Source organism: Butyricicoccus sp. (assembly GCF_977037065.1).
The window spans coordinates 50,994-63,052 of sequence record NZ_CDRQNY010000008.1 but is presented as its reverse complement, the minus strand read 5'-3'; the positions used below and the strand labels follow the sequence as shown (position 1 = coordinate 63,052).

Here is a 12,059-nt window from a genome sequence, read left to right as displayed (position 1 = left end):
GAGCGCGCAGCGCGACAAAAAAGTCAGGACATGTGCCTGACTTTTTTAACAAACAGAGAAATCCCCCGAAAACCGGGAAGTTTTCGGGGGATTTCTCTGTAATAGCCCTTACAGGCTTGCCTGGCAAGGGCGTTTCTCGATAGAAAGGACGGTTACGTCCTTTCTATCGAAGGCGAAGCCTTAGAAAGCAAAGTTGGTCTTAACTCTCCAGATATTCTGTGCATACTCAGCGATCGAGCGGTCCGCTGCAAAGCGGCCGGAGTTTGCAATGTTGATCAGAGCCATGCGGTTCCACTGATCCTGATCGCGGTAAGTCTGGCTTACGCGCTCCTGTGCTTCAGCGTAGGATGCGAAGTCCTTCAGGCTCATATAGCGGTCAGCCGGGCCGCCGTTGCCGCCGTGCAGCAGCAGGTTGGCAATATCGGTGTAGTCCACGCCGTCACCGAAGCCGTGGATCATCTGATCGAGCACGCGGCGGATCACCGGATCGTTCTGGTAGATGACCATCGGCTCATAGCTGCCGGAAGCGGCCAGTGCCTCAGCCTCGGGCGTCTCCATACCGAAGATGAAGATGTTCTCCTTGCCGACTGCCTCGCAGATCTCGACGTTTGCGCCGTCCATCGTGCCGATGGTCAGAGCACCGTTCATCATGAACTTCATGTTGCCGGTACCGGATGCTTCCTTGCCGGCGATGGAAATCTGCTCGGAAACCTCGGCAGCCGGCATGATGATCTCAGCCAGCGATACCTTGTAGTCCTCGAGGAATACGACCTTCAGCTTGTCGCGTACTGCCGGATCGTTGTCGATCATCTTGGAGATGGAGTTGATCAGCTGGATGGTCTTCTTTGCTACTGCATAGCCCGGTGCGGCCTTGGAGCCGAAGATAAAGGTGCGCGGAACGAAATCCATATCCGGATTGTCCTTCAGCTTGTGGTACAGGCTGATAATGTGCAGAATGTTCAGCATCTGGCGCTTGTACTCGTGCAGACGCTTAACCTGTACGTCGAAGATAGAGTCCATGTTGACTTCGATGCCGTTGTGCTCCTTGATATAGTCCGCCAGACGCTGCTTGTTGTGGCGCTTGATCTCGCCCAGCTTGTCGAGCAGCTCCTTGTCGTCCGCATAGTTGTTCAGAACCTGCAGCTCGGACGGATGGGTGCGGTAGCCGGTGCCGATCTTGCTCTCGATCAGCTCAGCCAGCTCCGGGTTGGCCTCACACAGCCAGCGGCGGTGTGCAATGCCGTTGGTGACGTTGCAGAACTTGGAGGAGTAGATCTTGTAGAAATCGGTGAATACACGCTCCTTGAGGATCTCGGAATGCAGCGCGGATACGCCGTTGATGGAGAACGAGCCTGCGATAGCCAGATGTGCCATGCGGACGGTATCGTCGGCAACGATAGCCAGCTTGGAGATCTTCTGGAAGTCGTTCGGGAAGTAGTTCCACAGCTCCTTGCAGAAGCGCTCGTTGATTTCGTAGATGATCTGCATAACACGCGGCATCAGCTCCTGAACGAGCGATACTGGCCAGCACTCGAGCGCCTCGGGCATAACGGTGTGGTTGGTGTAAGCAACAGACTGGCTGGTGATGTTCCAGGCCTGCTCCCAGCTCATGTCGTTCTCGTCCATCAGGATGCGCATCAGCTCCGGAATAACCAGGGTCGGGTGCGTATCGTTGATATGCAGGACGTGTTTGTGCGCGAAGTTTTCGAGCGTGCCGTACTTGGCCTTGTGCTTTGCACAGATGTCCTGCAGGGTTGCGGAAACGAGGAAATACTGCTGCTTCAGGCGCAGGGACTGACCCTCGCGGTGGTTATCCTCCGGATAGAGGACCATGGAGATGGTCTCTGCCAGTGCGTGCTTCTCCAGTGCCTTCAGATACTCACCGGAGGAGAACAGCTTCATGTCCAGTGCGATCGGGCTCTGTGCCTTCCACAGGCGCAGACGCGCGATGTTGTTGGTGCCGTAGCCGGAGATCGGCATATCATACGGAACTGCCAGAACCGGCGTGTAATCGTGGTAGTTGACGACCAGCTTGCCGTTATCGTCGAAGTAGGTGTCAACCGTGCCGCCGATCTTGACCTCGCGGGTCTCATCCATTGCCGGAATCTGCCAAACCTCGCCGGTAGACAGCCAGGAATCCGGCAGCTCGACCTGCTGGCCTTCTACGATCTTCTGCTTGAAAATGCCGTGCTCGTAGCGGATGGAGTAGCCGGTGCCGCGTACGCCGTCGGTCGCCATGCCGTCCATATAGCAGGCAGCCAGACGGCCAAGACCGCCGTTGCCCAGACCGGGATCAGCTTCCTCCTCGAAGATGTCTGCTATCTCGAAGCCCATGTCCTTGAGGGCTGCGGTCAGTGCATCCAGCATACCGAGGTTGTAGGCGTTGTTGCGCAGGCTGCGGCCAACAAGAAATTCCATGCACAGGTAATGTACCTGACGTTCTCCGTCTTGCTCTACCTCATTCTGGGTTTCGATCATGTGCTCGGTCAGTGCATCGCGCACTACGAGGGCACAAGCCTCGTATACCTGATCCTTGGTAGCGTCCTCTACCTCGCAGGCGAAATGTCGCTGCAGTTTACCTGCAATGGCTTCTTTCAAAGCGGTCTTTGTGTACTGGGTCTTTGGCATGGTCTTTCTTATCTCCTCACATAATTTTGGTAGGCAGTCCCACGCGGTTGCATCGGCGGTGCTTGTCGGAAATTTTGTGCCCTGATTTCGTTGCGGCTTTTTGCAATACACAAAGTATTGCTGCAAACCCGCGCCTCGTCAGGACGCAAAATTTGCTCGACAATCCCTCGCCGCTGAACCGCGCGGGACTGCCTTGGAGGTACTGCTGAGCGATGCGGCTGCCGCATTACTCGTCAGCACCTCTAAGGGTGCCGTAGATTTCAATGGGATGAAAATTACGGAATCACCAGTTACCGTCACCGTATTCCCTCAAATCGGGTGACGGGTCGGGCTGACAGGTCGGTTACTGACCCATCGCGGTCTTGTAAACCTCGATATATTTATCGGCAGAGCTGCCCCAGCTGAAGTCGCTCTGCATACCCTGCATAATCAGCTTGCTCCACGCAGGCTTGTTAAAACGGAATACGCCGCAGGCCTCGCGGATAACGTGCAGCATGTCATGCGCGTTGTAGCTTGCAAAGGTGAAGCCGTTGCCCGTGCCGGCGTAATCGACAAAGGCGTGAACGGTGTCCTTGAGGCCGCCGGTCTCGCGGACGATCGGAATGGTGCCGTAGCGCAGTGCGATCATCTGTGCCAGGCCGCACGGCTCAAACTTGGACGGCATCAGGAACATATCGGCGCCTGCGTAAATGCGGTTTGCCAGATCGCCGGAGAACATGATGGATGCGGAAACCTTATCCGGCCAGCGGCGCTTTGCCTCAATGAACATCTGCTCATAGCGGTAGTCACCGGTGCCGAGCACGATCAGGCGAATATCATCCGCCAGAATATCCGGCAGGACTGCTTCGACGAGGTCGAGTCCCTTCTGGTCAACAAAGCGGGTGACAATGCCGATAACCGGCGTGTTTGCATCGCCCTCGAGGCCGCAGAGCTTCAAAAGCTCGGTCTTATTGACCTGCTTATCCTGCGGGTTGTTCGGGCCGTATTTCTTGAAGATCTTGCTGTCGGTCTCCGGATTGAACGCATCCATATTGATGCCGTTCAGGATGCCGTGCAGCTTATAGCTGTTCATGCGCAGCACGGAATCCAGACGGTAGCCGTAGTATTCGGTCTGAATTTCGTTGGCATAGGTCGGTGAAACCGTGGTGACAGCCGTGGAAGCTACGATAGCAGCCTTCATCAGGTTGACGTCACCGTCCATTGCCATAAAGCCGGAGCGGAAGTGTGCGTCGTCAATGCCGAGCACGTACTCCAGAATCTCACGACCGTAGCGGCCCTGGTACTGGATGTTGTGGATAGTGAACACGGTCTTGATGTTCTCGTAGAACGGACGGGAAGCGAACATCAGGTTGTAGTAAACCGGAACGAGGGCGGTCTGCCAGTCGTTGCAGTTGATCACATCCGGCTTCCACTCCAGATCGGGCAGTACCTCGAGTACCGCCTTGGAGTAGTACGCGAAGCGCTCTGCGTCGTCGTACTCGCCGTAGATCTGGCCGCGTGCGAAGTAATACTCATTATCGATGAAATAATAGGTAACGCCGTCCGCCTCATAGCGGAAGATACCGCAGTACTGGTTGCGCCAGCCCAGACGGACGTAAGCGTTTTTGATGTAATAGAACTTTTCGCGCATACTCTGGTCGATCGCAGAATACAGCGGGCAGAATACACGCACGTCATGTCCCTTGGCAGCGAGTGCCTGCGGGAGCGAACCTGCTACATCGCCCAATCCGCCGGTTTTGATGAACGGAGCGCATTCGCTGGTAACATACATGATTTTCATAAAGCCGAGCCTCCCCAACAGAGAGTGCGGAAACAGCGCTGACCGTTTCCGCACCCGTTGTAATTTTATTATACTCGTTTCTGTCTGAATGTAATATAGCAATATTTCACGAACATTTGCGCTGCGGAAAATGCGTTTTTGCTGTGATAGCAACTTCTAAACAGAAGTTTATGCGGATTTAACAGAAAAGGATCAAACGGTTGCGTTTTTTGCGATGGTGATCGGATAATTTTCGTGTCCCATCATCGTGCGACCATCACGGATAATAACATTGCGGTCGGTGATGACATGACGGAGCGAAGCCTCGGTCAGAATGCGTCCGCCTTCCATGATGATGCAGTTATTGACCTCGGCGCCCTTTTCAATCACAACGTCGCGGAACAGGACGGAGTTCTTTACCTTGCCCTCAATGCGGCAGCCGTCGGCGATGAGGCAGTCCTCTACGTCGGCTTCATCGCCGTAGTAGGTCGGAGCCTCGTCCTTGATGCGGGTCAGGATCGGACGGGTGCGCTTGAATACCTCGTTGCGGACATCCTTGTCGAGCATGTCCATGTTGGAGCGGTAGTAGTCGAAGGTGTCCTCGATCTTGACGGCGTACTCGTTGAACAGGTAGCCGGCTACCGTGCCGTCCATCAGGGCACGGGTGAGGAACTCGCGCTCGAAGTGGATGCAGTTATGGGTTACGCAGTCGGACAGCATGTGGATAAGGTACTGGCGGCTCATGACGTAAATGCCGAGTGCCGCATGCTTGCACTTGCCCTCGTTGCAGTCTCCAACGCGGATGTCAACAGCTTCCTTCTTGCGGTTCAGCTCCACATAGGTGGTGAACGGGGAATTCTTCTGCTTCTTGGTACATACCATGGTCAGGTCTGCGCCGGACTTGATATGGCGGTCGATCACGTCGTCGAGCGGTACATTGGCAACAATGTCGCCGTCCGCTACGACTACATAGTCTGCACGGTTCTTCTGCAGAAAGTCAACCGCACCGGCCAGTGCGTCAATCTTGCCGCGGTACTCGCCGGTTACCAGCGGAGACGCCTTCTTGGAGTAGGAGTACGGCGGCAGCAAGGTTACGCCGCTGTTCTTGCGGGAAAGATCCCAGTCCTTGGCGTTGCCGATGTGGTCGATCAGGGACTGGTACTTGTCCTTCATCAGTACGCCCACGCGGTAAATGCCGCTGTTTACCATATTGGAAAGCATAAAGTCGATAATGCGATATCGGCCGCCCCACTGTACCGCACCGACCGTGCGGTGCTCGGTGATCTCGCGGAGATCGTTGTCGGTATCAAATGCAATGATCATGCCTAAAACGCTGTTCATGTTTGTGCCGCCCCCTTACTTTACGTCCGGCAGATCCTCGTCTGCCATTTCCTTAGCGGCCAGCTTTGCGCCGCTGCCGATGCGAACGCCTTCGGCTACTACCGCAACGCCCCAGTTGTCTACGTCGCTGTCGGACGGGCTGCCGCCGACTTCCGCGCCCTTGGCGATAACGGCCTTTTCGGCTACGATGGAGTAGCGCACGGTCGCGCCTTCCTCAACCACAGCACCCGGCATCAGGATGGAATATTCCACCTTGGCACCCTTGCCAATCTTAACATCCGAGAACAGGACGGACTCGGAAACGTCGCCGTAGATCTCACAGCCCTCGGAGAGCAGGGTATGGGTAACCTTAGCTTGCTTGGAGGTGAAATGCGGAGGCGAACCGGTGGTGCGGCCGTAAATCTTCCAGCTGTCATCGGAAAGCTGCAGGCCGGAGTTCGGAGAGAGCAGATCCATGTTTGCTTCCCACAGGCTCTCGATGGTGCCTACGTCCTTCCAGTAGCCCTTGAAGCGGTAGGAAACCAGCTTTTCACCGTTATTCAGCATCGCCGGAATAATGTCCTTGCCGAAGTCGTTGGAGGACTGCTCGTTGGCCTCGTCATTGATGAGGTATTCCTTCAGCTTTTTCCAGGTGAAAATATAGATGCCCATGGAAGCCAGCGTGGACTTCGGCTCCTTCGGCTTCTCCTCGAATTCGTAGATGGTGCCGTCCGGCTTGCAGTTCATGATGCCGAAACGGGAAGCCTCGGAAAGCGGAACGTCCAGCACCGCGATGGTCGCGTCAGCGCCGGTCTCCTTGTGCTGCTGGAGCATCTTGTTGTAGTCCATCTTGTAGATGTGGTCGCCCGAAAGAATGAGGACGTACTCGGGATCGTAATCCTCCAGGAACTGAATGTTCTGGTAGATGGCGTTTGCGGTGCCCTTGTACCACTCGGTCTTTTTGCTCTCGTACGGCGGCAGAACATAGACGCCGCCGCGCAGGCGGTCGAGGTCCCACGTCTGGCCGGAACCGATGTAAGCGTTGAGCACATGCGGCTCGTACTGGGTCAGCACGCCGACAGTATCAATGCCGGAGTTGACGCAGTTGGAAAGCGGGAAGTCGATAATACGGTACTTACCGCCGAACGGTACGGCAGGCTTAGCGACCTTTTTGGTCAGCACATACAAACGGCTGCCGCGGCCGCCTGCGAGCAGCATGGCTACGCATTCTTTTTTCCGATACATGTAAATTCTCCTTTTTCACAGTTTGCATCGCTGCGATCTATACGCCGTCTGGCGTATCCCCTCTGTGTATCTCTTTTGCAGCAAACTTGCGCTTGCTTATTTAGAACCGCCGGTTGCGGTTACTGCCTTGTCTGTCGGTACGGAAACCGCTTTTTCGGTGGCTTTCGCAACTGCCTTGGTTCCGGTGCGTGCCACCGCTTTTTCGGTGGTTTTCGCAACTGCCTTGGTTCCGGTGCGTGACACCGCCTTTTCGGTGGTTTTCGCAACTGCCTTGGTTCCGGTGCGTGACACCGCCTTTTCAGTGGTCTTTGCAACGGATTTGGAGCCGGTCTTGGCTACGGCCTTCTCGGTTGTGCGGGCAACGGCCTTGGTGCCGGATTTCGCAACTGCCTTGGTCGAGCGGGTGCGCTTTACCGGTTTCTTGGCAGCTGCGGCTTTTGCGGCCTCGATCTCTGCCTTGGTGCGGCGCTTGGCTCTTGCCTTGCCCTTGAAGAACAGCACGCCGAAGCGCGGAATCTTCAGAACAATGGACTGTTCCTGACCGTGCATGGGCTTGTTTTCGGTCTTGAGCTTGCCGTTTGCCATGCCGCTGCCGCCGAACTCGGTCTTGTCCGAGGTGAATATCTCTTCATAAGTGCCGGTGATCGGAACGCCGATGCGGTATTCCTGCTGCTCCTCCGGAGAGAAGTTGACAACGACCACGATATCTGAGCCGTCCTTCGCCACACGGCGGAAGGCGATGATGTTGTTACGGTTGTCCTCATGGCTGATCCATTCAAAGCCGCGCCAGTCGGTATCCTGCTCCCACAGCTGCGGAGTAGCAAGGTAGAAGTGATTGAGCGCCTTGACGTATGCCTGCATCTGGCGGTGCGCCGGATAATCCAGCAGCATCCAGTCCAGTCCGCGCTGGTACGCCCATTCGGAGAATTGTGCAAACTCGCCGCCCATGAACAGCATCTTCTTGCCCGGGTGTGCGGCCATGTATCCGTACAGCGCGCGCAGACCGCCGAACTGATTTTCATACGGAGGCGGCATCTTGCTGATGAGCGAACATTTGCCGTGCACGACCTCATCGTGCGAGAGCGGCAGAATGTAGTTTTCGGAAAAGGCGTACATGAACGAGAAGGTGATCTTGTCGTGCATGTCCTTGCGGAAGAACGGGTCCGCCGAGCAGTAGCACAGCATGTCGTTCATCCAGCCCATGTTCCACTTGAAGTTGAAGCCCAGACCGCCGTCGTAACCCGGCTTGGTCACCATCGGCCATGCGGTGGACTCCTCGGCGATCATCATAACGTCCGGATGATCGGTCAGGATGTACTCGTTGAGCAGCCGCAGGAAGTCAACGGCCTCGAGGTTCTCGCGTCCGCCGTGTACGTTCGGCCGCCACTCCCCCTGACGGTTGTAATCCAGATACAGCATGGAAGCGACCGCATCTACGCGCAGGCCGTCCATGTGGAATTTCTCGATCCAGAACATCGCAGAGGAGAACAGCAGGTTTCTCGTGGAGACCTTGCCGTAGTCGAATACGCGCGTGCCCCATTCCTTGTGCTCCATCTTGAGCGGATCGGCGTATTCGTACAGGTGCGAGCCGTCAAACTCGACCAGTCCGCAGCCGTCCTTCGGGAAGTGCGCCGGAACCCAGTCCATGATAACGCCCAGACCGGCCTGATGCGCCTTGTCGATCAGGTACATCAGGTCCTTCGGCGTGCCGTAGCGGCTGGTGGCGGCAAAGTAGCCGATTACCTGATAGCCCCACGAGCCGTCGAACGGATACTCGGTCAGCGGCATAAACTCGATGTGGGTGTAGCCCATTTCCTTGACATACGGCACAAGCTCGTCCGCCAGCTGGCGGTAGGAGTAGAAGTTGCCGTCCTCGTGCATCTTCCACGAGCCGAGGTGGCATTCGTAGATGTTGACCGGATTGGAATACGGCAGGTGCTTTTTGCGCCAGTCCAGCCACGAGGCGTCGCCCCATTCGTAGCCGTCGAGGTCATACGCCTTGGTGGCGTTGCCCGGGCGGGTCTCGAAATGGAAGCCGTACGGGTCGGACTTGTCAAACACATCGCCGGACTTGGCCCATACACTATACTTGTATGCGGCATATTCCGGAATATTCGGAATAAATTTCTCCCAGATACCCTGTTCATCGCGCGTCATATAATCGGCGTCGCGATTCCAGTCGTTGAACTCACCCATGACGGAAACTTTTTCGGCCTCCGGTGCATAAACACGGAACAGATAACCCTGTTCACCATCCTGCACGAAAGGGTGGGCTCCCATGTAATCGAACGCGCGACAATCCCGGCCGGAATAGAAAAGCTCGCTTCGCTTTTCCGCGGCGGGTGCTGCGGATTTTTTCTTCATACAGCATCTCTCCCTTTACAGCCGCCAAATGAAGGAAAATACGAATATTTTCCAACAGTTTGTGTACTTCGACAGAATTTTGGCGGAATACCCTCACTTTAGTTAGATATAGTATACATCACATAAATAGAAAAGTCCAGCAATTTAGCACAATTACTGGACTTTCTTTACAGAAATTTTGTTTGCTTTCCACATCATTTGAGTGGGAATGACAAAATAACGTACAATTCGATATAAATTTGTTTAGAAAATATGGCGGCGGATAAGATCAAGCGCCGTAGAAGCGGCCTGCATGCGCACACGGTCGCGGCCGAGCGAGGACTGCATTTTACGGGTAAAGAACTTGCCGTCGTACCAAACGCTGATATAGACCAGACCGGTCGGCTTGTCCTCGGTGCCGCCGCCCGGGCCGGCAATGCCGGTGATGCCGACGCCGATGTCCGAGCCAAGCGCATTTGCAACGCCGACAGCCATCTGCTCTGCGGTTTCGGGAGATACCGCGCCGACCGTATCGAGGGTCTCCTTCTTCACGCCGAGCACCTTCTCCTTGACACTGTTGCTGTACGAGCATACACCGCCGAGGTAGTAATCGGATGCGCCCGGGATGTCGGTCAGACGCTTGGACAGCAGACCGCCGGTGCAGCTTTCGGCCACCGCGAGGGTCAGCTTGCGCTCGCGCAGGCCGTCGCCGACTACCTGCTCGAGAGAGTCAACGTCTACGCCGTAAACGTCGTCGCCGAGCAACTTCAGGATTTCGTCAACGACCGGATCGAGCAGCTTTTCGCATTCTGCCGGGGTGTCCGCCTTGGCGGTAACGCGCGCGAAGCACTCCGAGGTGCGGGCATACGGCGCAATCGTCGGGTTTGCGCTTTTTTCCATCATGTCGTGCAGGATATTCTCCATGTTGCTTTCGCCGAGGCCGAATACGCGGATGTTGCGGGATACGATGCAACCGCCTGCCAGCTTGTACAGATACGGCATTGCACATTCCTTCCACATCGGGTTGCACTCGCGCGGAGGGCCGGGCAGCATGAGAACGTGCTTGCCGTCGGCCTCAAACGCACAGCCGGGTGCCGTGCCCCACAGGTTGGTGAATACGGTGCAGCCCTCCGGCAGCCATGCCTGCTTTTCGTTGTTCTTGGTCATTTCGCGGCCGATGGTCTTGAAAAAGTCGGTCAGACGGTCCATGGACGGCTGATGCAGTACCATCTTTTTGCCGAAAACGGTCGCCAGCGTCTCCTTGGTCAGATCATCAAGAGTTGGGCCAAGGCCGCCGGTGGTGATGATGATGTCAGCACGGTCCTTTGCCTCGCGGACTACGCGCTCGAGACGCGCCGGATTGTCACCGACAACGGTCTGGTAGAATACATTGATGCCCAGCTCGGACAGACCCTGCGAGATCAGCTGTGCATCGGTGTTTACGATGTCGCCCAGCAGAATCTCTGTGCCGACTGCGATAAGTTCTGCGTTCAATGGATTTTCCTCCTTTGGAAAAACGTGATAGAGGTTATATTGCAGGGCGGGGTGACCCCGCCCTGCGGCATAGCGAATACCTGTGTTTACGGCAGATGAATAATCTCCACACCCTTAACCGCCTCGTCCACGAGTGCTTCAACGTCGAGGTGGCCCTCTGCCTCGAGGATCTTCGGCATCTTCGGCTTGGTATTCGGGTGCTTCGGGGTGAATACGGTGCAGCAGTCCTCGTAGGGGAGGATAGAGGTCTCAAAGGTGTCGATCTTACGGGCGATCGTGACAATTTCCTCCTTATCCATGCCGATGCAGGGACGGAATACCGGCAGGTCGCACACCGCGCCGGTAACGGCCATGGCGGGCATGGTCTGGCTGGCAACCTGACCGAGCGACTCACCGGTGATGAGCGCACCGCAGCCGTACTCAACAGCTACGCGCTCGGCAATGCGCATCATAAAGCGGCGCATGATGAGCGTGAACAGCTCCTCGTGGCACTTGTCGCGGATCTCCTCCTGAATGTGGGTGAACGGCACGACCATAACGCTCATGCGGCCGCACCATGCGGTCAGCTTGCGGCCCAGTTCAAGCACCTTCTCCTTGGCGCGCTCGGAGGTGTACGGATAGCTGAAAAAGTGGATGCCGCACAGCTCCAGACCGCGCTTGGCCATCATCCAGCCGGCAACAGGGGAGTCGATGCCGCCGGAGAGCAGCAGCGCTGCACGGCCGTTCGAGCCGATCGGCATGCCGCCCGCACCCGGAACCGGACCGGCGTGTACAAAGGCGTACTTCTCGCGCATCTCAACGTGTACGGTCAGGTCGGGATGGTGCATATCCGGACGAACATCCGGGAACAGATCAGCAAGCTCGCCGCCGACGTGCTGGCTGATTTCGGTGGAGGTCATCGGGAATTTCTTGTCGCCGCGCTTGGACTCGACCTTAAAGGTCTTAGCCGCCGCAAAGTTGGGTGCCAGATAGTCCTTTGCGGTCGCAATGACACTCTCGAGCGTCTTTTCCGGGCAGACCGCTGCACGGGAGATGGTCGCAAAGCCGAACACACGGCTTGCGCACTCCATAACCGCATCTGCGTCCGCATCGTCCGGAATCTCCACATAAACGACCGACTGGCGCATGGTGATCTCGCAGTCTGCAACGTGCGCCATGCGGCGCTTGAGGTTTTTCAGCAGACGATCCTCAAAGGTTTTGCGGTTGAGTCCCTTGAGGACGATCTCACCGCACTTGAGCAGTAATACTTCTTTCATTTATTGTCTCCTTG

7 protein-coding genes are annotated in these 12,059 nt (G+C 56.2%); all 7 read right to left on the bottom strand.

Going from position 1 to position 12,059, the window contains the following annotated elements:
- Window positions 1-180: 180 nt before the first annotated feature.
- The 7 genes from ACWVX6_RS04715 to thiI all read right to left on the bottom strand — a co-directional run bounded on the left by ACWVX6_RS04715 (window position 181) and on the right by thiI (window position 12,045).
- Window positions 181-2,628, bottom strand: a complete 2,448-nt coding sequence (locus ACWVX6_RS04715; protein WP_455152478.1) for a glycogen/starch/alpha-glucan phosphorylase — start codon at window positions 2,626-2,628, stop codon at window positions 181-183.
- A 343-nt stretch (window positions 2,629-2,971) separates the two neighbouring features.
- On the bottom strand, window positions 2,972-4,408 hold the full coding sequence (gene glgA / locus ACWVX6_RS04710) for a glycogen synthase GlgA (protein ID WP_270575917.1): 1,437 nt from the start codon (window positions 4,406-4,408) through the stop codon (window positions 2,972-2,974).
- A gap of 192 nt (window positions 4,409-4,600) precedes the next feature.
- Complete coding sequence (gene glgD, locus ACWVX6_RS04705; protein ID WP_118284662.1) at window positions 4,601-5,728, bottom strand: glucose-1-phosphate adenylyltransferase subunit GlgD; 1,128 nt, start codon at window positions 5,726-5,728, stop codon at window positions 4,601-4,603.
- Window positions 5,729-5,743: 15 nt separating this feature from the next.
- Entirely contained in the window at window positions 5,744-6,952 is a 1,209-nt protein-coding gene (locus ACWVX6_RS04700; protein ID WP_117489682.1) for a glucose-1-phosphate adenylyltransferase, read from the bottom strand.
- 96 nt (window positions 6,953-7,048) lie between these two features.
- The gene (glgB, locus tag ACWVX6_RS04695; RefSeq protein ID WP_455152477.1) at window positions 7,049-9,316 is read right to left on the bottom strand and encodes a 1,4-alpha-glucan branching protein GlgB; all 2,268 of its coding nucleotides are present in this window, start codon (window positions 9,314-9,316) and stop codon (window positions 7,049-7,051) included.
- Between the two features lie 243 nt (window positions 9,317-9,559).
- Entirely contained in the window at window positions 9,560-10,789 is a 1,230-nt protein-coding gene (locus tag ACWVX6_RS04690) for a competence/damage-inducible protein A (protein ID WP_117751043.1), read from the bottom strand.
- Between the two features lie 86 nt (window positions 10,790-10,875).
- Window positions 10,876-12,045 (bottom strand): tRNA uracil 4-sulfurtransferase ThiI, encoded by a 1,170-nt coding sequence (gene thiI, locus ACWVX6_RS04685; protein ID WP_455152476.1) that lies wholly within the window; start codon window positions 12,043-12,045, stop codon window positions 10,876-10,878.
- Window positions 12,046-12,059: the final 14 nt, after the last annotated feature.

Excerpts from the sequence above, each read along its gene's own strand:
- ACWVX6_RS04715 (WP_455152478.1), bottom strand. The coding sequence starts at position 2,628 with ATGCCAAAGACCCAGTACACAAAGACCGCTTTGAAAGAAGCCATTGCA.
- glgA (WP_270575917.1), bottom strand. The coding sequence starts at position 4,408 with ATGAAAATCATGTATGTTACCAGCGAATGCGCTCCGTTCATCAAAACC.
- glgD (WP_118284662.1), bottom strand. The coding sequence starts at position 5,728 with ATGAACAGCGTTTTAGGCATGATCATTGCATTTGATACCGACAACGAT.
- ACWVX6_RS04700 (WP_117489682.1), bottom strand. The coding sequence starts at position 6,952 with ATGTATCGGAAAAAAGAATGCGTAGCCATGCTGCTCGCAGGCGGCCGC.
- glgB (WP_455152477.1), bottom strand. The coding sequence starts at position 9,316 with ATGAAGAAAAAATCCGCAGCACCCGCCGCGGAAAAGCGAAGCGAGCTT.
- thiI (WP_455152476.1), bottom strand. The coding sequence starts at position 12,045 with ATGAAAGAAGTATTACTGCTCAAGTGCGGTGAGATCGTCCTCAAGGGA.